Here is a 26,564-nt window from a genome sequence, read left to right on the forward strand (position 1 = left end):
GTTCAAATATATAAATAATTAATCAAATTTTAATCTTTACAGAAAAGGATTTCATAAAAACCAACTTAATAAGGCTCTTCTAATTTAATAAATATAAAATTATCCTATTAAAAAATTATAAAAATTTTATATTTTAGTATTTAATATAACATCTTTTTTCTTACATATTATGTTTATTTGTGTATTTCATCGATTTTTTAATACACTTTATCGGTATTTATATATATTTGTTGAGTCAAAAATCATGAACTGAAATCGAATTTAAAAATTATAGGTTATGAAAAATATCTTTACTCAATTGAATAACTTAAAAGTCAATCAAACAAGCAATACTCTTTTACCAAAAATAAGAATTATTTGTTTGCTGTTAGTTGCAAATTTAACCCAAGCCCAAACTGTACTTATCGATCCATCAGGAGATGGCGGATTTGAAAACGGGACTTCATTTGCTGCAAATGGTTGGACAGCTACTACGGGCACATCGACCCAAAATCAATGGGTTTGCAATACCGGTGCAACGGCAGGATTTTCGGGTGCGAGAAGTGCATATATCACAAACAATACTAGTGGAACTCCACCTCACAATTATACTTTAAACGCAACAAGAAGAACGCATTTATTTCGTGACATTACGATTCCTATAAATGAATCTGATATTACACTTAGTTTTAGTTGGATTGGAATAGGACAAGGAACAAGTGACCGCTTAAATTTATGGTTAACGCCTACATCTTATATCCCAGTATATGGAACTATAATTACAACAAGTGGAACTGCACCAACGGGACGAGTTTTACTTGGTAGTTATAACAACCAGGCAACTTGGACTAACACTACTTTGAATTTACCTTCATCATATGGGGGACAATCGTTTAGATTGGTTTTTGAATGGGTAAACAACAATAGCTCAGGAACACAACCACCTGCTGCAATAGATAATATTTCGTTAATCTCTAATTTAGGTCCCATAAATGATGCATGCTCAAATGCTATCAGTTTAACAGTAAATCCAGATACTAACTGTACAACACTTACAACAGGTACAACTTTTGCTGCAACACAATCACAAGCTGGTTGTTCAGGAACTGCGGATGATGATGTTTGGTTTAGTTTTGTTGCAACAACAACAAATCACATTGTTACAGTTACTCCGGGAACATTAAGCGATGCTGTTTTACAAGTTTTTAGTGGGTCTTGTGGGACTTTAACAAGTCTTTCTTGTAGAAATGCAACCACTGGTAGTAATGCTGAAGTTGCCTCATTTACCGGATTAACCGCAGGAAATACTTATTTTGTTCGTGTACATAGCTCCGCAAACGGAACCGGTCAAGGAACCTTTTCTGTTTGCGTTACAACATCAAATGACAATTGTAGTGGTGCTTTTAATTTGACTGTTAATCCAACTAATACATGTACTACGTCTACTTTTGGAACAACAAATGGTGCAACTCAATCGCAATCAGGATGTTCCGGTACAGCGGAAGATGATGTTTGGTACAGTTTCGTGGCTACTTCAACAAACCATATTGTGACCGTTTCACCTACAACATTAAACGATGCAGTTTTACAAGTATTCAGTGGTTCTTGTGGTTCATTAACCAGTATTATTTGTAGAGATGTTACCATAAATTATAATCCTGAAGTGGCCTCACTAACCGGATTAACAATAGGCAACACCTACTATGTTCGTGTATATGGATATTATAATGGATTGAGAGGAGATTTTTCAATTTGTGTAACAACTCCAGCCGATCCTTGTGATAATATCGTAAATATAAGTTCATGTGGTGAAGTAATAAACCAAACCATAACTGCAGGAAATGGAATATATTCCAGTTCAACGTGTGGAAATTCTACACCAGGAATTGAATATTTATATTCATTTACTCCAACCGTTTCGGGTACATTTTCTATTCAACAATTGAGTTCATATAATTATATTGACTACCAATACAAAAATGCCTCAACCGGATGTAATTCAAGTGATTGGATGTGTATTGGCCCTTTAACCGGTGCACAAACCAGTTATACTTTTTACATGTCGGCAGGCAACCAATATTACATCATGATTGACCCTCTTACAAGTGGAGGAGAAAATGTAAGCTTCTCTATTAATTGTTTAACCGCAGCTTGTACCGCGGGTGAAGGAGTTGGAACATCTTCTTTAGGATGTCCTTCTGTTGCAGCAGGTGGATTAGGTTTAAGTGGTGCAAATCCAGACCCTATTGAGTGTGATGCTCCATCAACTTGTACTACATTAGAAGCTACATATTTAAAACTTGGTTTAACAACAGATTATACCGTACAGTCAATTCCATATGAACCACCGTATCAATTTAATTGTTTAGCAAATCCTGTGAGTGTGAATATCGATGATGTTTGGTCTGAAGAAATTTATCTACCTTTTTCATTCTGTTTTTATGGAAACACGTATACTTCATGTCTAATTGGTTCAAATGGGTTATTAACATTTGACACTTCAAATGCTAGTGGATATGCCGGATGGCAATTTGCCAATAACTTACCAAGCACTGTTGGAGCACTGTTTAACAATACTATTTATGGTGTTTACCATGACATTGACCCGAGTAAGGGTGGAACTGTTGGTTGGGAATTAATTTCTTTAACAACCGGATGTAAAGCTTTAGTTGCCTCTTGGAGTGAAATACCAATGTATTCCAATACTTGTAACTCTATTTTATATACAGGAATGATGGTATTATATGAGGATTCTAATGTTATCGAAGTCTATATTAAAGAAAAGAATGTATGTCCAACTTGGAATGGCGGAAATGCTGTTGTTGGTATTCAAAATGTTGATGGTACACAAGCCGTAGTTGCCCCAAGTAGAAATTCGTTAGATACTGATTGGACTGTTTCGATGGAAGCATGGCGATTTGTTCCATCCGGAACACCTATTACAACCCTTGAATGGTTTGAAGGTTCAGGGACATCTAGTCCTGTCATAGCTACTACAGACACTCTTGAAGTTTGTCCTACAACAACGACAACATATACTGCCAAGATAACCTACACTTTGTGTAATGGCTCTACTATTACAGAAATTGATGAAACAGAAGTAAAAGTTATTGAAGATAAAATATGGAACGGAACAATTGACAATGATTGGGATGAAGCAAACAACTGGACGCCAGTTGGAGTTCCAACAAGTAATGATTGTGTTACTATTCCTGTAACTCCAAACAATCCATTAATTGGCGGTTTTGAGTATGAAGGCTTAGCAAAAACTTTACGAGTATTAAACGGTGCTACACTATCTGTTGATTCAGATAATGGTGTTACGGTTACAAAATGGGTTGATGTTCAATCCGGTGGTTCCTTTGAAATAAACAACAACGGAAGTCTGGTTCAAATTGACAACAATACAAATACCGGAAATATAACATACCGTCGAAATGCGTTTATCCGAAAACTGGATTATGTATATTGGTCATCACCGGTAACACCATTTCATGTGAGTGCAGTTTCTCCCGGAACTCCTTCCTCTGTGAGATACTTTTGGAATTCTACAGTTGCAAATACTAACGGAGGTTTTGGAAATTGGGCCAATGCCAATGAAAACATGATTCCTGGCAAAGGATATATTGTGAGAGGCCCAAACTCGTTTAATTCAACCGCTCAACTATTTACTGCAAATTTTACAGGTGTCCCAAATAACGGTAATATCAGCACACCTATTTCAAGAGGAAACTATACTGGTGTAGATTATGCTGGTACAAATGGAGTAACTATTACAAATATGGATGATAATTTTAACCTTATCGGAAACCCTTATCCTTCTGCTATTCGTTTTACAGATTTTATGGCTGCTAATCCTGATTTAGAAGGATCTATAAGAGTTTGGACTCATGGTACATTACCAAGTAATGCTAATGGAAATCCATTTTATGGTAGTTTTACTTATAATTATACATCAAATGACTATATCATTCATAATGGAACAGGAACCATAAGTGGACCTGCTACATACGATGGTTTTATACCGGCCGGTCAAAGTTTCTTTGTTGCCATGTTAGATGGTGCTGCGACAACTTCAACTGTGAATTTTACAAATTCAATGCGTGTTAAAAATAAAAATACTCAGTTTTACAGAAATGGAAATTCATTGAATGAAGAAAACTCGGCTAGTAACAGTAGAATTTGGTTAGACTTAGTTTCATCAACCAATAGTGTAAGTCGTAGTTTAGTGGGTTATGCTGTAGGTGCCACAAATGCCAAAGACCGCATGTTTGATGCTTACACCAAAATTGATAATGCCTTAGTACTTTATTCATTAATTGATTCTGAAAAAGCTTGTATTCAAGGAAGAGCCTTACCATTTGATGCCAATGATGTTGTCCCGTTAGGATTTAAAATTGGTACGAGTGGAAATTACACTTTAGCAATTGCTGCAGTTGATGGTATCTTTACAAATGAACAAACAGTTTACTTAAGAGATAAATCTTTGGGTGTCATTCATAATTTAACTTTAAACCCATATAGTTTTACCTCAACTCCAGGGGTGTTCAATGAACGTTTTGAAATAATCTACACCAACGGAACATTAGGTATAACTGATTTTGAAAGTCAAGAAATACAAGTTGTTACAAATGAAAATTTAACTGTATATTCTACAAATGAACTTATAAAAGAGTTAGTTGTATATGATGTATTAGGCAGAAAAATTAATCATTATTTTAATATTAATGCAAATGAAATTTCCTTAAAAGAGCAAAAGACTAATCAAGCATTAATACTTAAAATCACCTTAGAAAATGGAATAACTGTTAACAAGAAAATCTTATATTAATTTTTTTAGTTGTTTAACCTAAAGGCCTCTTTACAGAGGCCTTTTTTTATACCATAAAAAGCAGAATTTTATTATTATGTAGTTCATCGGATTTTAAAAACTTTCATCGACTATTTTAGTTATTCCGTTATTAAAGTGTTAATATTGTATCATATATATTCCAAAAACAAAAAATTACATGCTTAAATTCAACTCTTAAGCAATACTACAGTTAAAACCATAATTCAATCTTAAGGAATTGACATTTGCCCCAAACATTTGTTAAAATTGAAATTATTTAAGACAACGATCTAAAACCGTGCTTATCATGATACAAAATTTCAATTTACGAATTGGTTTAGTTTTTTTTAAAAAAGAAACCTATTTCAATACCAAAAACAACATCATACATTTAATATTGATGTTAGTTGCTTTTTTTGGATCTTCCACTGCTTTTGGACAAACCACAGTAAATATTACTACTACTGGTAACGGTACATGGACTGCTCCATGCGACGTAACTTCCATTACCCTTGAAGTATGGGGTGCCGGTGGTGGTGGACAAAGAGCTGAAGGAAATCCCTCTGCTGGTGGCGGAGGCTCTGGTGGTGGTTACATTAGAACTACATATGCTGTAACACCCGGCACAACTTATAACTTATTTGTTGGTAATGGCGGTTCAGGAGTTACTGGAAGTAATGGCCAACCTTCTTGGTTTGATACAAATACTACTATCATAGCAGTAGGCGGACGAGGTGCCGGCGGAGCAGTTACGGCAAACAACACTTGGGGAACCGGAGCAACTGCATTTACTACAGGAAATAATGGGGGGACCATCATTTCAACTTATGGTGGAAATGGTGGAAATGCCGGGAACAACTTTAGCGGTGGAGGTGGCTCAAGTGCGGGAGATACAGTTGGAAATGATGCCGCCGGAATTACTGCAGGTGCTGCACCAACAAATGGATATGCAGGTGCTACCGGCAGAAACACTACTGGTGTAGGTGTTACAGGCGGAATAGGGGCTGGCGGTGCCGGTGGAAGAACCAATACAACTGATCGTAGTGGTGGAGCAGGTGGTCGTGGTCATGTTAGAATTACCTATACTTCAACATTAGCGGCATATTGTTCACCTACTTTTACAAGTGGAATTGAACCTATTACTAATGTCACTTTTGCCGGAATAAACAATACTACATCAAACACAGTAAACGGGACGCCTGCATTAGAATCATTTTGTATAACCGGAACAGTTATGCAAGGTTCAGCAACCAATGCTATTTCAGTCATGGGTAATACGGCAGGTAATTTTACAAACAACATAAGAGTCTATATTGATTGGGATAAAAACGGAACATTTGGAAATGTTGCCAATGAAATTTACAACATAGGCACAATCACTAACTCAACCGGAGTCGATTTTATTAGCCTAACCGGGAATATCGCTGTTCCTTTAACCGCTGGACTTGGATTAATAAAAATGCGAGTTATGAAGCGTTACAACGGTTACTCATCCGGCCCTTGCCAAACCGGAGCAGGTTATGGTCAAGCGGAAGATTACCTACTTAACGTAATTGCTCCACTTCCTTGTGTTACGCCAACAGCTCAACCAACTGCTTTAGTTTTAACTTCAAGTGAAGCCACCATTAATGGAACATTTACTGCTGCTTCTCCTACGGCAAATAACTACTTAGTGGTCATGAACACTTCGGGTGTTGCCCCTATTCCTGTTAACGGAACTACTTATATAATTGGTTCAACCGCACTGGGAGGCACTAATGTGGTCATAGATACAGATGGTAATACTAATTTTTCTGCTACTTTATTATCTGCTGTTACAAATTATTATTTTTTTGTTTTTTCAATGAATAATTTGTGTACAGGTGGGCCTTTATACAATACAACAAGTCCTTTAACAGGTAGTGCAATCACTCCTTTATCTTATTGTGCATCCATTCCCACAACCGCAGGATTTAATGACGGTATAACTCGAGTTCGATTTAATACGATAGACAACAGCACATCTGCAAATGCCGGGAATGAATATACAAATTATACAACCACTCATAATACAACTGTAACACAAGGAATAGATTACAACATCGATGTATGGGTTAATACAGATGGTAACTATACTCAAGTTCAAATGGTTTGGTTTGATTGGAATTTAGATGGTGATTTTGATGATGCGGGAGAAGCATATAATTTAGGAACAGTAACAAACAGTGCAAATGGACTAAGCTCCTTATGCCCGTTCACTATACAAATCCCTATCAATTCTTCAATTGGAGCAACACGAATGAGGGTTTCTTCTCGTTTTTCTATAGCTGGTAGTCCTTGTGAAAATGGTCAAGATGGTGAAGTAGAAGATTACAGTGTTACCATTTTAGCAGCTCCTCCTTGTACTGCACCAACTGCTCAGCCGACTGCTTTAATATTAACTCCCGGAGCTACTTCAATTACCGGTACATTTACAGCAGCTGTTCCAGCACCACAAAACTATTTAGTTTTAATGAATACAACGGGTGTGGCTCCAACTGCATTACTTACGAATGGTACCACTTATCCAACAGGAACAAGCATTGGTGTTGGCAATATCGTAATTGATACAGATAGCAATACAACCTTTACAGCAAGCGGTTTAAATACAACTTCAACTTATTATTTTTTCATTTATTCTATGAATGCCAAATGTAGTGGCGGTCCTATATTCAATACAAACCCAACTATTTTGATTGGAAATACAACAACAGTGGGAACACCACCTGGCCCATGTATTCCAACAACTGCTTCTCCAAGAAATAGTGACCGATACATTAGCAGAGTTGCTTTTATTGGAACTTATGTAGAAACAAACAACACAAGTACTTTTAGTAATATTACCCCTGGATATCAAGACTTTACAGGTTTACCTACAAAAGCTCAGCAAGTCCAAGGCGAAGGAGTAAATATGCTAGTTGAATCAACCGGAGGAAGAGCAAGATTACACGCTTGGGTTGATTGGAATAAAAACGGCACATTCGAAGCTACAGAAATGGTTTATGGTCCTGCTGTGGCTGGTATTTCTAATACTTTTGGTTTTGCCATACCTTCTGGAGCCGTGCCTGGTGATTATAGAGTGCGTGTAAGAACTTTTAATAGTTTTTACAATGATGGTAACCCATTTAATGGTAATCCAGATGAATATTTTGGATTAAATTTTGATGCATGCCAACCTTTTAATACAGGAACATTTGGAGCATATTCTACTAATCAATATGGCGAAGCAGAAGATTATTTGTTTACAGTTATTGAGCGTTGTGATGTAAAAATTGTATCCATCACTGAAGGTGAAATTTGCGGACCAGGTCAAGTGCCTTTGTCTGTAACGGGATCTCCCGGAACAACTTCATATAATTGGTATAACACAGAATTTGGCGGAGTACCTTTTCAAACTACTCTTACTGGCAATTGGACAACTTCACCCATTTCGTCTACTTCTACATTTTATGTGACAGCTGTTAACGGTTGTGAAGCAATTGTTAGAACACCAATTGTTGCCAAAGTTAGTCCACTTCCTACTTTATCTTTTACTCCTTCCAATCCAATTATATGTGGAGATAATGCCATTTTAGCACTAACTGCTGCAGGAGATAAAGAACTATTCTATTTAATTGATGAAGATTTTGAATCTGGCACATTGGGCGTTTTTAGTAATCTCAATACAGATGCCAACAATAATTCTTTTGATAATTTAACAAGATGGACTGTTAGAACTAGTACTTTTATTCCAAATGGCCCCGTTTGGAAACCGGCTATTTCTTCAGGTTTCGGCAGTAATAAATTCGCAATGACTACAGCAGATATTAGTCCATCAGCCCCGAATGAAATTGAAAATTCCTTAACACTTACTTCAGGTTTAAATACTACTAATTATTTAAACTTAACCTTAACAATGAAGCTTTATTATTCCAGATATCTTCCGGATAACGACACCTTTTATACGGAATATGTCATTATTGAAAGTTCTACTAACAATTTTGCTACTTCTAATACTTTGGCAAATTACATTGTAGACATGGGTATAGGAACAAAATTTTCTACCTTATCATTTGATTTATCTAGTTTAATAAATCAAACCAATGTAAAAATTCGAATCAGACATCGCACATGGTCAAGCTCTACAGGTTGGTTAGGAGATGGTGCTGCTGTTGACGATATCAAACTTTTTGGAGAAAAACCATTAACAACATCCTTTAATTATGACACCTCAACCGTAGATGCATTCTCTGATCCAAGTTGTACTCCGGGCACTGAATATAATTCAGGAACACCTGCAAGTACTATCTATATAAGACCAACTATAACACAATTAGAAAATTCAAATTTCACTATTCCTGTTTCCACTACATTGTCTAATGGATGTTCAGTTGCCGGAAATATAGTGGTGATTAATAATTCTAAAATATACAATAATCCAACAGACAGTAATTGGAATAATCCTGCTAATTGGAAACCAACCGGAATTCCAAATGCCAATAATTGCGTAATTATCTATAATGATACCGATATTACAGGAACTAATTATCAAGCGTTTGCCAAAAATTTGAGGGTACAATCTACTGGAAATTTAAATTTAGGTTCATCTAACTTTTTAACCGTTACTGAGAAAGTAACAATTGTACCAGGCGGTATTTTTGATATTGAAAACAACGGTAGTATGGTGCAAATTGACAATGTTACAAACAGTGGTGATATTATCTATAGAAGAATTGCCTCAGGAATTAAAGGAGGAGATTATGTCTATTGGTCATCACCCGTTTCAAATCAAGCTTTAAATTCCATTTATACTACACCAACTCAAGGTCCAAAATACAAATGGAATACAACTTTAAATAATGGAAATGGTATTCTTCCAAATATAAGTCAAGGAACTTGGGTAAATGCCAATGGAAACACCATGGAAACAGGAAAAGGATATATTGTCAGAGGCTCTAGCTCATCAAGCATGGCTGCTACTTCTATAAACAGTACTTTTTCCGGAGTGCCAAACAATGGCACTATCCCTGTAACGATAGAAAGAGGAGTATATACCGGTATTCCGTATGCAGGTGTAAACGGTACACAAATTACAAATTTAGATGACAATTGGAATCTTTTAGGAAACCCTTATCCTTCTGCCATAAATGCTTTACAGTTTTTATATGACAATAGTAGCAGTATTTTAGGTAATGTCAGACTTTGGACTCATGGAAGTGATATTGCCTTAACAAACGGGACAACTGTTACCAATCCATTTTATGGTAGTTTTGCTTATAATTATAATTCCTCAGATTATTTATTTATCAATTATCTGGGTACAACAATTCCGACTGCTTCTGATTTAATTAAAACCGGTCAAGCCTTTTTTGTACAAATGGTGGATGGTCCGGGTAATTCTTCCGGAACAGTTAATTTCAATAATCTGCAACGAAGTAACACGTATGCTAATGATAATTTTTATCGAAATTCAACTGAAAACGAAAATACAAATGGAATTATCGCTCCTGAAAGACATCGTATTTGGCTAGACATAGTTAATTCAAACAACAATTCTGTTGTAACCCTTTTAGGTTATGCTGACGGAGCAACGCAAGGAAAAGATTCATTTTTTGATGCTATGGAAAAAACTTCCGGCAGTATGGGGATTTATTCTTTGATTGACGCTGAAACGTTTGCTATTCAAGGTCGTTCCCTCCCTTTTGACATTTCAGATGAAGTTCCTCTTTGTTATAATGTAAGCACACCCGGAACTTTTCATATTGCAATTCGTAAAGTAGATGGATTATTTGAAACACAAAATATTTATTTGAAAGATGAACTTTTGAATAGTTATCATGATTTAAAAGCTGCACCATATCTATTTACAACAGACGCTGGGGTTTTTACCAATCGTTTTAAAATTGTATATCAAAATCAAACTTTTGGCATTCCTGATAATAGCGATAATCAGGTCATTGTATATCGAGATAATGCTAAATCAATTCAAATTTCTACCGGAAATCACACTATGAATAAAGTTAAAGTTTATGACATCAGTGGTCGATTATTGGTTGAAAAAACCAACATCGACAGTAACCTTTTAACTATTGATGACATTAAAGGAATTGCTGATCAAGTCCTTTTAGTTACAATACTAACCAATGAAAACAGAATCATAAATAAAAAAGTTTTTTAATACTTTTTCTATCAACTCTTTTTTAAACCTCATTTTTAATCAAAATGAGGTTTTTTTACATTAAAAAATATCAAAAAATTAACGAATTACTATTTTACTGACAAGAATTGTCAACATAAAGCCTATTTTATTCGCCGAAATAACATTTTATTAACAATTGTTTTGCCTTTTGTTATTTTTTCAATTTAAATAATTATTTTAGTCGAAACTAATTGACTCTAATACCACATACAATGAAAAAAGAAGATTGGGGAATCTTTTTTCCATTACCAAATAAACTCGTTTTTAAAATTTTTATGCTGTTTTTTATTTTCTTCTTTGCAAAGGAAGCAAATGCTCAGTGTACAAATACTACTTCTTGGGGTTCTGCTATAGCACCTACAAATACAACTCCGGTAACAATCAGCACTTGTAATTATCAAACAGAATACAGCCCAATAACTTCAATAGTAGCCGGAACAACTTATCAAATTTCAAATACTTGCGGCGGATACATCACCGTAAGAAGTGGCACATACAATGGTACAGTAATCAGTCAAGGAAATTCTCCTCATACTTTTACTGCTACTACTTCAGGAACATATTATGTGCATTATAATACTGATGCGGCTTGTGGAACTGCAACAAACTGTTGCACAACTACTATTACGTGTACATCATGCTCTGCTCCTACACCACCCGTAAATGATTTATGTTCTAACGCAACAAGTTTGCCATGTGGAACATCCAATTTAGCCGGAACAACAATTGGCACAACAAACATTGCTAATGTTTCAGGTTGTACTATGTCCAACTATGGTGTTTGGTACACCTTTGTAGGCGACGGACAACAAACAACAATTTCAACTAACCCGGCATTTGATATTAAACTATCCGTTGCCACCGGCACTTGTGGTTCACTAACCAATATTGCTTGTACAGATACTGCTCCTGAAACCGCAACATTTACTACTACATTAGGAACAACATATTATGTGTACGTTGCTCATTGGCTAAGCGGCAGTAATACAACGGGAACATTTACAATTTCCAGAACTTGTTCAGCCCCACCACCTCCTCTTACAAACGATGAATGTAGTGGTGCCATTTCGCTAACCGTTAACAGTTCCTGTAATTATACTACTTACTCAAATAGTGGTGCCACAGCTAGTCTAGGCATACCCGCTCCGGGCTGTTCTTTATACTCCGGTGGTGATGTTTGGTTTTCTGCTGTTGTACCGGCAAGTGGTAACTTAAATATTGACACCCAATCAGGAGTTATCACAGATAGTGGAATGGCAGCTTATTCCGGCACTTGTGGAACTTTAACATTAATTGCATGTGATGATGACGGAGGAAGTGGAGCAATGTCCATGCTCTCCTTAACAGGAAGAACACCCGGCGAAACAATTTACATCAGAATTTGGGAATTCGGAAATGACAACAACGGCTCTTTTGGTATTTGTGTAACTGAACCGACTAATCCTTGTTCAACAATTACAAACATTGCCACTTGTGGTTCAACTATAAATGTGACAATTCCGGCTGGAAACGGCACTTATACCAACTCTCCTTGTGGATGGACAACTCCGGGAAATGAAATTATTTATACATTTACACCAACCGTTTCCGGGACATATACGCTTCAACAAACCGGTTCCTATGGCACAATTGACTACCAATACAAAGCTGTTTCAACAGGATGTAATGGCATTGGTTGGGGATGTATTGATGATTTATTTGGAGCTTCTACAAGTTCAAGTTTTTTTCTTTCCGGAGGAATTCAATATTATATTCTATTAGACCCTGAAAGTACAATTGGTGGAAATGTTAGTTTTATAATTAATTGTACGACTAATCCCTGTTCAAGTGGTCCTGGAACAGGAACAACTGCTCTAGCTTGTCCATCTGTCCAATCGGGGGGTTTGGGTTTAAATGGTGCTGACCCTCTTCCGATAGACTGCCACACAGTTGCAACTTGTGTAGATTTAGAGGCAAATTATCTACAATTAGGAGATACATCAAGCTATACCGTAGAATCCATTACATATATTCCACCCTATCAATTTAATTGTTTACAAAACCCGGTAAGTGTAAATATTGATGATATTTGGTCTCCCGTCATTAATATTCCGTTTAATTTTTGCTTTTACGGAAATACGTATAATTCGTGTATCATGGGTTCAAATGGGATGATTTCTTTTAATACAGCAAGTGCAGGTGGTCCCTCAGGTTATGCTTTCAGTAATAACTTACCTAGCTTAGTTGGTGCTTTATTTCCAAACACTATTTATGGGGTTTATCATGATATCGACCCAAGTGTAGGCGGAACTGTAGGTTGGGAACTAATTACATTAAACACCGGATGCCGTGCCTTAGTGGCTTCTTGGAGTGACATCCCCATGTTTTCTGCCACCTGTAATTCTATTCTATATACCGGTATGATTGTCCTTTATGAAGACACAAATGTTATTGAAGTTTATATAAAAGAAAAAAATGTATGTTCTACTTGGAATGGCGGTAATGCTATTGTAGGTATTCAAAATGCAGCCGGATCACAAGCAGTTGTTGCTCCCGGTAGAAACGGTCTTGATGCCGATTGGACTGTAACAAGTGAAGCTTGGCGTTTTGTCCCATCAGGTCCGTCTATCACTTCAATACAATGGTTTGAAGGCTCCGGAACATCTGGCCCGATGATTGGTAACACAGACGTAATTAATGTTTGTCCTACTGCAACGACTACCTACACAGCTCAAGTAACTTATACTTTGTGCAATGGAAATACAATTGTAGAAAATGACGAAACCGTTGTTACTGTCATAGGAGATAAAACATGGAACGGCTCAATAGATTCAGATTGGAATAAAAACAATAACTGGACACCGGTAGGAATACCAAACAGCTCTGATTGTGTATTAATTCCAATAACCCCAAATGACCCTATTATTTCAGGCACGAACTATAATGGTTTAGGTGGAACATTACGGATTTTGAATGGAGCAACTCTAACAGTAAATTCAAATAATAGTATAACAATAACGGATTGGGTAAACGTTCAACCTACGGGAACATTTGATATTCAAAACAATTCCAGCTTGGTTCAAATCAACAATACAACAAACATTGGGAACATTATTTATCGAAGAAATGCCAATATCAGACGTTTAGATTATGTTTATTGGTCATCACCCGTAGCCGGTTTTAACGTGAATAATATTCCTGCTCCTATTGCCCCCGGACCAATTTATTCTTGGAATACAACTGTGGCAAATCCAAATGGAGGTCAAGGCAATTGGGTTGGAGCTGCCGGAAGCACAATGCAACCCGCTATTGGTTATATTGTACGTGGACCAAATAGTTTTGGCAGCACTCCGGCAATTTTAAATGGAAGTTTTATTGGTGTGCCAAACAACGGACAAATCACAATTCCTATTTCACGAGGAAGTGACACAAATACCGCTTTACATTATGGATTAAACGGTACTCAAATTACTAATTTCAGTGACAACAACAATTTAGTTGGAAATCCTTATCCATCTGCTATTAGAGCCAGTGAATTTTTATTCAACAACAATACCAAAATTGAAGGAAATTTAAAATTATGGACACACGGCACTTTACCGGCAACTATTAACAGTCCTTTTTATGACACATTTGTATACAATTATACAGCGGGCGACTATTACACCTATAATTTCACCGGAGTTACTTGTTGCCCGGTAGCTTCTGCAGATTTATTTATCGGTGCAGGTCAAGGATTTTTTGTACAAATGAAGGATGGTTCCCCAGCATCAGATAATATTACGTTCACTAATAGTTTGAGAAGTCCGAACTATGATAATAGTTTGTTTTATCGAACTTCTAACATAGCAGTAAGCGATTCTCCTCTTACTTCTTTAGAGCGAAACAGAATGTGGTTTGACATTGTTAATTCAAACGGAATAAATGACCGTACTTTAGTAGGTTATATTGAAGGAGCAACCATGGACAGAGACAGCTTTTTTGATTGTAATACCGCTGTATTAGGCTCAATGACTGTTTATTCTATCTTAAATGAAGAAAGACTTTCTATTCAAGGGAGAAGCCTTCCTTTTGATGAAAATGATATCGTTCCAATGGGCGTTCATATACCTGAAAGCGGAACATATACTTTCGCTTTAGCTGCGGTAGACGGCTTATTTGAAACCCAAACCATCTATTTAAAAGATAAGTTTTTAAACATAACGCACAATATAAAAACAAATCCTTATACTTTTTCATCTGAACAAGGTTCATTTGACAATCGTTTTGAAATTGTATATTTAAACGAAGCACTTAGCAATCCGGATTTTTCCCTTGAAAACGAGATTAGGGTAGTGACTAATGAATTTGTAAACGTTTATTCAACTGTTGAACCAATTGAATCAATAATCGTTTATAACGTTTTAGGACAAAAATTAAAAGAATACAACAATGTGAATGCTAATTCATTCAAAATAACGTCGCTTCAAAAAAACAATACTACATTGCTGTTGAAAATCAAATTACAAAATGAATTAATTAAAATTGAAAAAGTAATTTATTAAAAATAATTAAAGAAATTCCAAAAAGACCTTTGCTTTAAAAAGTAAAGGTTTTTTTCATTTTGATAAGCTTCTCTTTCAAAGCAGATATTTCGATAGGCGAGATTTCTATCTTTATATTTAATCCATTTGTATAAAAATTCAAGACCATACCAAAGAAAAAAAGGAATAATTAATAATTCGATTTGTTGCCGAATATGAATTCTTTCGTGATTTAATAAAACTGCATTGTGCTTGTCCCCATGGTGCTTTAAAAAAACAAATGGAAACAACGTAAGACCTCGAAAACCTTTTGGCGTTAAATATTTAAAAACAATCACTATCATTTGTGACAAAGTTGCTAATTTTGTAGCTATGAATACATCAAATTCTGAAAATAAATTAATTGAAGGCGAAGATTTTTATTTTACGGCCGAAGGTTATAAGTGTTTTACGGAAAAATACCATTTAAAAAGAGGCTACTGTTGTAAAAGCGGCTGTCGACATTGTCCGTATGGTTTTGATAAAAAAACCGGACAGCTAAAACCAAAAAAATAAACATGAAAGCAATACAAACCAAATCATTCAAAGAGCAAATCACAGAAGGAATTCCATCCGTATTGCCAGCTATAAAACCTTATGAAATTGAAATAAATCATGCTCCAAAGCGAAAGGAAATTCTTTCTGCTGAAGAAAAAAAACTCGCTTTGCAAAATGCACTTCGGTACTTTGATGCAGAATTTCATGCAACACTACTACCTGAATTCAAAGATGAATTAGAAAAATATGGTCGTATTTACATGTATCGCTTTCGACCTGATTATCGAATGTATGCACGCCCAATTTCTGACTATCCTGGAAAATGTGAACAAGCAAAAGCAATCATGTTGATGATACAAAACAACTTGGATTATGCTGTAGCTCAACATCCACATGAGTTGATTACCTACGGTGGAAATGGTGCTGTTTTTCAAAATTGGGCTCAGTATCGATTGACAATGAAATATCTTTCTGAAATGACTGAAGAACAAACCTTAGTGATGTATTCAGGCCATCCTATGGGATTGTTTCCGTCACATAAAGAAGCACCTAGAGTTGTAGTTACTAATGGAATGGTGATTCCAAATTATTCAAAACCGGATGATTGGGAAAAAATGAATGCGTTAGGGGTTTCTCAATATGGACAAATGACAGCCGGAAGTTATATGTACATTGGTCCGCAAGGAATTGTGCATGGAACAACAATTACCGTTTTAAACGGCTTTCGAAAAATCAAAAAAAATCCCGAAGGCTCAATTTTTGTTACATCTGGACTTGGTGGAATGAGTGGTGCTCAACCCAAAGCAGGCAATATTGCGGGTTGTATCACCATTTGTGCAGAAGTAAATCCAAAAATTACTAAAATTCGTCATGAACAAGGTTGGATAAATGAAATGATTGAAAAGGTGGAAGATTTAGTGATTCGTGTTCGAAAAGCACAAGCTCAAAAAGAAGTTGTTTCCATCGCTTACCTTGGAAATATTGTCGATGTTTGGGAACGTTTTGATTCAGAAAATATTCACATCGATTTAGGTTCAGACCAAACTTCCCTACATAATCCATGGGCAGGTGGTTATTATCCGGTAGGACTATCGTTTGAAGAATCAAATGAGTTAATGGCAAACAATCCGGAATTATTCAAAACAAAAGTGAAAGAAACGTTGGTTCGTCATGCTGCAGCCATCAATAAACATACCGCAAAAGGAACTTACTTTTTTGATTACGGAAATGCCTTTTTGCTTGAAGCTTCACGTGCAGGAGCCGATGTAATGGCTATTGACGGTATTCATTTTAAATACCCCAGTTATGTTCAAGATATCATGGGGCCTATGTGTTTTGATTATGGTTTTGGCCCGTTTCGCTGGGTTTGTGCTTCAGGAAAACAGGAAGATTTAGCCAAAACCGATCAAATTGCTTGTACCGTTTTAGAAGAAATGGCTAAAACAGCTCCGATTGAAATTCAGCAACAAATGCAAGACAATATCAAATGGATTAAAGAAGCTCAAAAAAATAAATTAGTGGTAGGTTCACAAGCCAGAATATTATATGCCGATGCCGAAGGAAGAATGAAAATTGCAGAGGCTTTCAATAATGCGATAGCAAAAAAAGAAATTGGTTATGTTATTTTAGGACGTGATCACCATGATGTCTCCGGAACAGATTCTCCTTATCGTGAAACCTCAAACATCTATGACGGTTCAAGTTTTACGGCAGATATGGCAATACAAAATGTGATTGGTGATAGTTTCCGGGGAGCAACTTGGGTGTCCATTCACAATGGCGGAGGAGTTGGCTGGGGTGAGGTAATCAATGGCGGATTTGGTATGGTTCTTGATGGCTCTGAGGATAGTGAGAGACGTTTAAAATCAATGCTTTTTTGGGATGTTAACAACGGAATTGCTAGAAGAAATTGGGCACGAAATGAAGGTGCCATTTTTGCAATAAAAAGAGCCATGCAGACGCAACCTTTATTAAAAATTACCATCCCTACTATAGTTGATGACAATTTATTATAATTTGTTTCACGTTTTAGGTTTCAAGTTAGCCTTTATAACTTGAAACCTGAGACATGAAACTTGAAACAAAAAAATTACACTATGAAAACACTCAAATTCTTACCCTTGCTTCTACTCTTTCTGTTTACTTCTTGTAGTTCAGTAAAAGTAAACTATGATTATGACAAAAATGTTGATTTCAATCAGTTTAAAACGTATGCTTTTCAAAAAAGTGGTATTGACAAAGTTGAAATTTCAGATTTAGACAAAAAAAGAATTCTTAGAGCCATTGATGAACAAATGACTGCCAAAGGATTTACTAAAAGTGAAACCCCAGATTTATTAGTAAACATTTTCACCAAAGAGCGTGAACAAGTTGATGTCAATCAATTTTATGCAGGATGGGGTTATGGTTGGGGTTATGGTTGGAATCCTTACATGTGGGGTGGAAACACTTCCGTTTATTCCTATGTCGAAGGAACTCTTTTCATTGATTTAATCGATGCCAAGAAAAAAGAATTAATTTGGCAAGGTCAGGGTGTTGGTGTTTTAACTCAAAACATAGATAAAAAGGAAGAACTTATCAAAGAGTTTGTGACAAAAATTCTGGAACAATATCCTCCTCAGCAAAAAAAATAACAAAAAATATTTTCAATTAAACCGCTTCATTTCTGAAGCGGTTTTTGTTTTTTAGACTATTAACTTTTAGCCAACGAAGATATAAAAATGTAAAAAGCCTTATCGTTTTTTTATTATATTTACACTTCCAACTACAACGTTTGAATTATGGAAAACCATTTTGAAAGCAATCCTTTGATTGATAGACTTCCGAAGCATTTAAAACAATTTATTAAGCCTCAGGTTTATGAAGATTATACACCCATAAACCAAGCTGTTTGGCGGTATGTGATGCGAAAAAACGTAAGCTACTTATCAAATGTAGCCCATAATTCTTATCTTAATGGGTTAAAACAAACCGGCATTTCGGTAGATAATATCCCAAATATGTATGGTATGAACCGCATATTAAAAGAAATTGGCTGGGCAGCAGTAGCCGTTGACGGATTTATTCCTCCCAATGATTTCATGGAATTTCAGGCTTATAATGTACTGGTGATTGCATGTGATATTCGACAATTGGAACACATAGAATATACGCCGGCTCCTGATATCATTCATGAAGGTGCAGGCCATGCTCCTATCATTGCAAACCCTGAATATGCTGAATATTTACGCCGATTTGGTGAAATTGGATGCAAAGCTATTTCTTCTTCCAGAGATTATGAAATGTATGAAGCCATTCGTTTATTATCCATTTTAAAAGAAGCAGAAGGTACACCCGAAGCGGAAATTAAAAAAGCGGAAGACCAAGTAGAATTTTTGCAAAATAACATGGGTGAACTTTCAGAAATGTCTCGCATTCGAAACCTGCATTGGTGGACGGTAGAATACGGCTTAATTGGAACACCCGAAAATCCAAAAATATACGGTGCCGGACTGCTTTCTTCCATCGGTGAAAGTGCTTGGTGCATGACCGATGAAGTTAAAAAAATTCCATACGATATTTCTGCTGCTGACAAGAGTTTCGATATTACAAAACCTCAACCACAATTATATGTAACCCCTGATTTTGCTCATTTGAGTTTAGTTTTAGAGGAATTTGCAAATAAAATGGCCGTTCGAACCGGTGGATTATCAGGAATTAAAAAATTAATTTACTCAAATTCTTTGGGGACCATAGAATTAAGTACAGGATTACAGATTTCAGGCCATTTTTCAAATGTGATTGAAGAAGACGGAAAACCGGTTTATGTACAAACCAAAGGTAATACAGCCCTAGCCTATCGCGAAAAAGAATTAGTTGGCCACGGCACACAATATCACGCAGAAGGCTTTGGTTCTCCTATTGGGAAACTAAAAGGTATAAATCTTGCCATAGAAGATATGAGTCCAAGAGATTTACGTGCCTATGACATCTATGAAGCGGAAAAAGTAACCTTAGATTTTGAAGGTAACATTACTGTTACAGGTGAAATTGTAACCGGAACAAGAAATATTCAAGGAGAGATCATGCTGATTAAATTTAAAAACTGCACTGTAACTCATAACGACACTGTTTTATTCAAACCGGAATGGGGTATTTATGATATGGCCGTTGGAAAAAAAGTAATATCCGCTTTTTCAGGTCCTGCAGATGTTGATAGTTTTGATATGATTAACCACGTAGCCTCTTCTCACACCATTAAGGCTAAGAAATCTCCGGAAAGGGAAGAGCTGGAAAAATTATACCTTAACATCAGACAAATTAGAGAAGGAAAAGTTCAACTTAAAACTATTGAACAAACTTTTGAAATCATTAAAAACAACCATCCTAATGATTGGTTATTAGCTGTCGAAATGGTTGAATTATTACATCAGAATGATACTGCTGGAATATTGCCCCAGGTATTAATTTATTTGGAAAAATTGAAATCTAATCGTCCTGAAATTGCACATTTAATTAATGGTGGTTTAGAATTAATTTTTGAGAAAGAAAATGCTTAATCGGATAAATTTGCTGCTTGTAGAAATTGATTTTTTTATAATGTAACTTTTGTTACAGCATGCTCAAATTCAACCCATTATCTTTGCGGTATAAATAATAGAAAATTATGGGATTATTAGATATGTTAGGTTTTGGTTCTAAAACCGAAAATGTTAAAGATTTTGTGGACAGAGGAGCTGTTATAATTGATGTAAGAACCGTTGGGGAATTTCAACAAGGGCACATCAAAGGGGCGAAAAATATTCCGTTGGACATGATTTTTTCGAAAGCAGCAGAAATCAAAAAAATGAACAAACCGGTCATTGTTTACTGTAGAAGTGGTATGCGAAGCAGTCAAGCAGCTTCTGTATTAAAAAACAGTGGAATAGAAGTGATGAATGGTGGTGGATATGAAAGCTTAGCAAGTAAATTATAATAAAAAACGGCTTCGATTTTGAAGCCCTTTTTTTAATAAATTGATTAAAATAAAAGAGCTCTGAAATTATTTTTCAGAGCTCTTTTTGTTTAGTCATTTTAATAATTTCAAATCATCCACAACATCATACGAAAGCACATTTTAATTGGAAATTTAGGTTTTAATTTTTCCTTTTAAAACAGTTTCTGAAACTATTGTTTCCCCATTATAGTGTAATGTCCATCCCATCGTATTGGTCAATATCAAAATTTTAGACAATTCACTGATTAATCGGTTTTCAGCATTAGTTTTCAATTTTGATTTTTCCATTTTTTTTGCGATTTCGGCTTTTACTTTTTTAGTGATTTTGTTATAATCGGCGGTACCAAATGGATTAAAATAACTTTCATCAATGCTGTAAAAATGCACATCAGGGCTTATTTTTAATTCAGCCTCGGGTATGTTTTTTATCGTAATGGTTTTAGCTGTTTCATTAATATCATACTTAATTTGACTCAAATCATACTAAACCGTCACATCAGCATTCACAACCATCAAGGCCTTTTTTTCAAAAGAAACCATATCCATAAAATAATTTTTTTGGTCTTTATAGGTCATGACTTGCGAATAATGCCCTTCGGTAACCACTAATTTGGAAACATTTTTGAGCTGTTTTTCAATTAATGCAGAATTGTATTCGATGGTAGAAGAATTACTGGAACGGGTAAAAAACTGATATACAAAGAATGCAATTACAGCTATTACCACTAAATAAATTATTTTCCCTGAACGACCAATGGCTTGTAATATGGGAACTAAAACATTTTTAACTTGAGTTTCGGTAGATTGATTTCTGCGAGTAGCCATTTGTGATTATTTTACACGAAGATAAAAATTTAAATCAACTTATTTGATTTGGCTTTTTGAATGGCTTCTAATTTATTGTGCACTTGCAATTTATTGTAAATATTTTCGATATGTTTCCGAACGGTTGAAGGGGAAAGTATCAAATTGTCTGCGATTTGGTTGTAGTTTAGTCCTTTGCTTAATTGTTCCAAAACCTCAATCTCTCTGGCTGAAAGTTTGATTTCATCTTCTTCAATTTTACTTTCAAATTGCACAGGATTTCGTAGCAATTTAAGTGTTTTTAATGCAATAGACGGATTCATGGCAGCTCCGCCATTTAATGTTTCGATGATTCCCTGATGCAAATCGGTTGGGTTAACTTCTTTCAACAAATAGCCATCTGCACCAGCTTTAATTGCATTAAAAATATTTTCATCATTATCAAAAACAGTGAGCATTATAACTTTAATGTGAGGATATTTTTGTTTGACAATAGCAGTAGCCTCAATACCATTTAAGATGGGCATATCAATATCCATCAATAAAACATCTAAATTGTGATTCGTATCTAATTTAGTGAGCAATTCCGCTCCGTTTAAAGCATAAAATTTCACTTGAATATCATCAAAAAAAGATAATTTCTCTTGAATGGCTTTAATCAAAAAACTGTTGTCGTCAATAATGGCAAGCTTGATATTCATGTTTCCTTATAAATTAGTTTTACTGAATAAATGCATAAATTCCAATTTCAATTGAATGACAGTTAACTTTTGCTGCGTATTTTCCTCCATTTCGGCAAGTTGATTGATGGAATCATTCATTTTATTTTTTTTATTTTTCTCCGAAATTAATTCATCTTGCATACAAAAAATACGATACAAATGATCCTTTTCTACTTCTGCATTTTTTCGTTTGAAAAAAAGAATTAAAAAAAGATTAATAAACGCAAACAGAACAATGAGGATAATATTCATAATCAATTCATTTTCGACAGAAATCAAAATTATCAAAAACATAAAAAGAAATCCATACGGCAGTTGCCTTATTCTACTTTATTTGCTTTTCTATCAAAACTTGGGTTCCTTTCCCTTTTTCCGAATTAATTTTTAAATCTGCTTTTAATTCTAATGCTCTCTTTTTCATATTATTCAATCCATTTCCAAGTTCAATTTCGGATTCAGAATAACCAATTCCATTGTCACTAATCGTAAAAATCATCTTTTCATTATCCTGATATAGATAGATTTTAATTTGTGTTGCATTGGCATATTTTACGGCGTTATTCACAGCTTCTTGAATAATTCTATACACATTCATTCCTTCTACCGAAGTAAATTCATGAGCTGAATTGACATTCGGGTCAATACTAAATTCAAATGTAATACCATGAACCGCTAATTGAGCATTATCAATAAAATTAGTAATCCTGATTTGTAAATCTTCCACTGAAATTGAGGATTTATTCATTGCCCAAATGGTATCACGTAATTCTGTGATGGTATTTCGGGTGAAACCACTGATATTGTCAAATTTTGAAACCAATTTTTCTTTGGCAATATCAAAATATTTTAAATTGTCAATGGATGAAATAATAAAAGTCAATTGTGAACCTATGTTATCGTGTAAATCTCTTGAAATTTGTAGTCGCTGCTCTTGTAACTTATTTTGGGTTTCAATTTTTACTAATGCCTCTTTTAATTCAACTTCTTTGAGTAGCTGTATGTTTTTAATTTTTTGTTGATTATAGAAAAGATACCCTACTAATCCCAGCAAAATGGCAAACCCGATTGAGCCGTAAATAATAGTGTTTTTTTGTTTTATTTGCAATTCATTCTCTGCAATTTCCGCTTTGTTTTTTGAAATTTCAGCATCTTTTTGAGCCGATTTATATTTCACTTCTAATTCATGAAGATTTTCTAAATTAGAATTTTTAAAAACACTGTCTTTCGCTGTAAAAAACTTTTTATTATAATCATTTGCTGTTTTATAATCCGATAATGCTTCATAGTATAAGGCATAATTTTCTAAAGCATTCACATAATCTTCTGCTACTTTTGATTTTTTTGCATAATAAAAAGCACTGTCTATATAATTTTTAGCACTTGCATTTCTTTTAAATTCAAGCATTACGAGTGCCAAATTATTATAACTGGCAGCGACTCCCGGAAAATTTTTAATTTCACGTTCTAATTCAACAGATTTTTCAAAGTAATATTTGGCTGAATCTATTTGCTGTAAATAATAATAAATTCCTGCTACATTATTATATGATTCGGCAATTCCTTTTTTATCTTTTAATTTTTCCTCTATTTGGAGAGAATAATTAAAATAACGCAATGCTTTTGTCAAACTGTCTTGGTTGGCTAAAGCTATTGCTAAGTTATTATAGGATTCCGAAAGTCCTTTTTGATACTTCGATTTTTGAAAAATAGCGATTGCTTTTCTATGGTATACTTTTGCTTTTTCCAGAAGATCCATCTGACTGTAAATCATCCCAATGTTATTGATTACTGTTCCTTGTTGATCAACTTCCTTTTTTGATTCATATATCTTTAAAGCAATCAAATAATTCTTTAGTCCTTCTTCATAAAACCCCAATGCTCTTTTACAGGCTCCAATGGTATTGTTACAAGAAGCAATTAAAAGGGAATCATTTGATAATTTTAAGGCTTTCTCTGCATATTTTATAGCTTCTTTAAATTCCCCTTTTAAACGAAAAAGTACAGCATAATTACTATATGTGACAGACAACTCCTTTTTATTTTCAAGTTGCAATGCCTTTTTTTCAGCTGATTTTACTAGTTGCATGGCTTTTTCGGGTTCCGTTCTGTGAATGTCCATGGCTTTTTCGTTCAATTGCTTAGCTGAATAGGTCTCAAAAGACTGACCATTTGCCAATTGAACAAAAAATAAAATCAGAAAAACATATTTTAATCCAAACCCCTTTTCAATTATTTTTTTCATTGTATCAACTATTAAAATGATTTAAAGACAATTTAACTAAACTGCCTTTTTCAAGGGTTATAAAATCAATTTCTGCCCCTAGTTCCTGAGCTCGTTTTCTACAATTAGAAAGGCCATTACCTTCTGTTATTTCGTTCAATAAAAACCCTTTACCATTATCACTTATTTCAATTATTAATATATTGTTAGCGATATAAATTTGAATTTTTATGGAAGAACATCCCGAATGCTTAATAGAGTTATTAAGTGTTTCCTGAATTATTCTATAAATGTTCATTCCTTCCACAGATGAAAATTTAAGGTTGCTTGGGCATTTTTTGTCTATTGAAAATTCAAAGGTAATTCCATGTATCGCTACTTTAGCTTTTTCAATAAAATTTACAATTCTTATTTGCAAATCTTCAAGTGTAATTTCATTTTTATTCATGGCCCAAATCGTATCCCTCAATTCAGTGATTGTATTTTGAGTAAACCCACTAATCGCATCAAATTTTGAAACCAATTTATCTTTTGCAATGTCAAAATATTTTAAATTGTCAATGGAAGAAATGATAAACGTTAATTGGGAACCGATGTTATCATGTAAATCTCTGGAAATTTGAAGTCTTTGTTCCTGCAACTTATTTTGAGTTTCAATTTTCACTAGGGCTTCTTTTAATTCATTTTCTTTTATAAGCTGTGTGTTTTTTAATTTTTGTTGGTTGTAAAATAAAAAACCAATTAATAAGAAAGTGACAGAGGCACCAATTGACAAATACAATTGCGTATTTTTTTGTTTTATTTCTAGTTCTCTTTCGGTCACTTTAACTTTAGCTTTGGCTAAGTCCTTTTCTTTTTTTTCAACTTGATATTTTGTTTCAATCTCTGATACAGCTTTTTGCACTTCTAATCCAACAATTACATTTTGCAGTGAATCTTTCTTTACTTGATTCAAATAAGCTGCCTTAAAATCATTTTGTAATAGTGCTAGTTGTATTTCGCCATAATAATAATTCTTTAGTGCTGCCTGATCTTCTGTTTCAATACTATATTTTCTGGCTAATTCATTCGCTTCTTTGGCTTTTACGATATCTTTTTTTGCTCTATAAATATCCGTTAAACCCAAGTAAGCATAAGCTAAAATAGATGGTGCTTCAAGTTGTTTTCCAATTTGAATGGCCTCAAGGCAGGAAGAATAAGCTTCTGCTATTTTACGCTCATTATATTGTAAGGATGATAAATTATTTAGTGTAATGGCGATGCCTCTTAAATCATTTATTTTTCTTTTATTTGAAATTGCTTTTTCATAATAAAAAATCGCTTTTTCATTTTCCTTTGCATCTTCATGAAATCGACCCAAATTTGTATAACTCACAGATATACCATAATAATCATGAATTTCTTCTCTTAATTTCAACGATTGAAAAAAATATTTTTCAGCATTTATTTTATCATTCAAACTTTGGTAAATAAGTCCGATATTACTCTGGGTGTTGGCCTGCCCTTTTTTATCATTAATTTTTTCAAAAATTTGTAAACCTAAATTATAATATTTTAGAGCATTTAGATAATTTGCTTTATTCCATTCTAATAACCCTATATTATTGAATGCGGATGCTTGAGTGGCAAATAATTTTGCTTTTTTAGAATGGTAAATAGCTTTTTGATAACAGAATAATGCACTGTCTGATTTTCCATTGATATCATAAATTATCCCTTTTATATTGTATGATTTAGCTAGGCCAAAATCGAGGTATTTTTTTTTTGAAAGAGTAAAAGATTGCTTATTTAATTTAT

At 34.5% G+C, this 26,564-nt stretch carries 14 protein-coding genes; 8 read left to right on the forward strand and 6 right to left on the reverse strand.

Annotation, left to right across the window (positions count from 1 at the left end; genetic code table 11):
* The first annotated feature begins 277 nt into the window (after nt 1–277).
* The 8 genes from C0512_RS05380 (at nt 278) to C0512_RS05420 (ending at nt 20,999) form a co-directional block, all read left to right on the forward strand.
* The gene (locus C0512_RS05380; RefSeq protein ID WP_290859529.1) at nt 278–4,810 is read left to right on the forward strand and encodes a T9SS sorting signal type C domain-containing protein; all 4,533 of its coding nucleotides are present in this window, start codon (nt 278–280) and stop codon (nt 4,808–4,810) included.
* Nucleotides 4,811–5,117: 307 nt separating this feature from the next.
* Nucleotides 5,118–10,985 (forward strand): GEVED domain-containing protein, encoded by a 5,868-nt coding sequence (locus tag C0512_RS05385; protein ID WP_290859531.1) that lies wholly within the window; start codon nt 5,118–5,120, stop codon nt 10,983–10,985.
* A 233-nt stretch (nt 10,986–11,218) separates the two neighbouring features.
* Entirely contained in the window at nt 11,219–15,529 is a 4,311-nt protein-coding gene (locus C0512_RS05390) for a hypothetical protein (RefSeq protein ID WP_290859532.1), read from the forward strand.
* Nucleotides 15,530–15,880: 351 nt separating this feature from the next.
* Nucleotides 15,881–16,063, forward strand: a complete 183-nt coding sequence (locus C0512_RS05400) for a DUF5522 domain-containing protein (protein WP_290859534.1) — start codon at nt 15,881–15,883, stop codon at nt 16,061–16,063.
* A 2-nt stretch (nt 16,064–16,065) separates the two neighbouring features.
* Nucleotides 16,066–18,060: a urocanate hydratase gene (locus C0512_RS05405; RefSeq protein ID WP_290859536.1), complete on the forward strand. Its 1,995-nt coding sequence runs from the start codon at nt 16,066–16,068 to the stop codon at nt 18,058–18,060.
* An 81-nt stretch (nt 18,061–18,141) separates the two neighbouring features.
* Complete coding sequence (locus C0512_RS05410) at nt 18,142–18,678, forward strand: DUF4136 domain-containing protein (RefSeq protein WP_290859538.1); 537 nt, start codon at nt 18,142–18,144, stop codon at nt 18,676–18,678.
* 147 nt (nt 18,679–18,825) lie between these two features.
* Nucleotides 18,826–20,583, forward strand: a complete 1,758-nt coding sequence (locus C0512_RS05415; protein WP_290859540.1) for an aromatic amino acid hydroxylase — start codon at nt 18,826–18,828, stop codon at nt 20,581–20,583.
* Nucleotides 20,584–20,690: 107 nt separating this feature from the next.
* The gene (locus C0512_RS05420) at nt 20,691–20,999 is read left to right on the forward strand and encodes a rhodanese-like domain-containing protein (RefSeq protein ID WP_290859542.1); all 309 of its coding nucleotides are present in this window, start codon (nt 20,691–20,693) and stop codon (nt 20,997–20,999) included.
* Between the two features lie 153 nt (nt 21,000–21,152).
* Here C0512_RS05420 and C0512_RS16005 read toward each other — a convergent pair whose 3' ends face one another.
* From C0512_RS16005 to C0512_RS05445, 6 genes are all read right to left on the reverse strand, one after another.
* A complete protein-coding gene (locus tag C0512_RS16005) occupies nt 21,153–21,497 on the reverse strand; it encodes a DUF4230 domain-containing protein (RefSeq protein ID WP_367160565.1) in 345 nt (114 codons plus the stop codon).
* 6 nt (nt 21,498–21,503) lie between these two features.
* Nucleotides 21,504–21,845, reverse strand: a complete 342-nt coding sequence (locus C0512_RS16010; protein ID WP_367160567.1) for a DUF4230 domain-containing protein — start codon at nt 21,843–21,845, stop codon at nt 21,504–21,506.
* A 29-nt stretch (nt 21,846–21,874) separates the two neighbouring features.
* A complete protein-coding gene (locus C0512_RS05430) occupies nt 21,875–22,525 on the reverse strand; it encodes a response regulator transcription factor (RefSeq protein ID WP_290859544.1) in 651 nt (216 codons plus the stop codon).
* 6 nt (nt 22,526–22,531) lie between these two features.
* Complete coding sequence (locus C0512_RS05435) at nt 22,532–22,798, reverse strand: hypothetical protein (protein ID WP_290859545.1); 267 nt, start codon at nt 22,796–22,798, stop codon at nt 22,532–22,534.
* 73 nt (nt 22,799–22,871) lie between these two features.
* Entirely contained in the window at nt 22,872–24,788 is a 1,917-nt protein-coding gene (locus C0512_RS05440) for a tetratricopeptide repeat-containing sensor histidine kinase (RefSeq protein WP_290859547.1), read from the reverse strand.
* A 4-nt stretch (nt 24,789–24,792) separates the two neighbouring features.
* Nucleotides 24,793–26,564, reverse strand: a 1,772-nt coding sequence (locus C0512_RS05445; RefSeq protein ID WP_290859549.1) for a tetratricopeptide repeat protein, incomplete at its 5' end; no start/stop codon positions are given.

Origin of the sequence: Flavobacterium sp. (genome assembly GCF_013822155.1) — a bacterium.
Taxonomy (GTDB): domain Bacteria; phylum Bacteroidota; class Bacteroidia; order Flavobacteriales; family Flavobacteriaceae; genus Flavobacterium.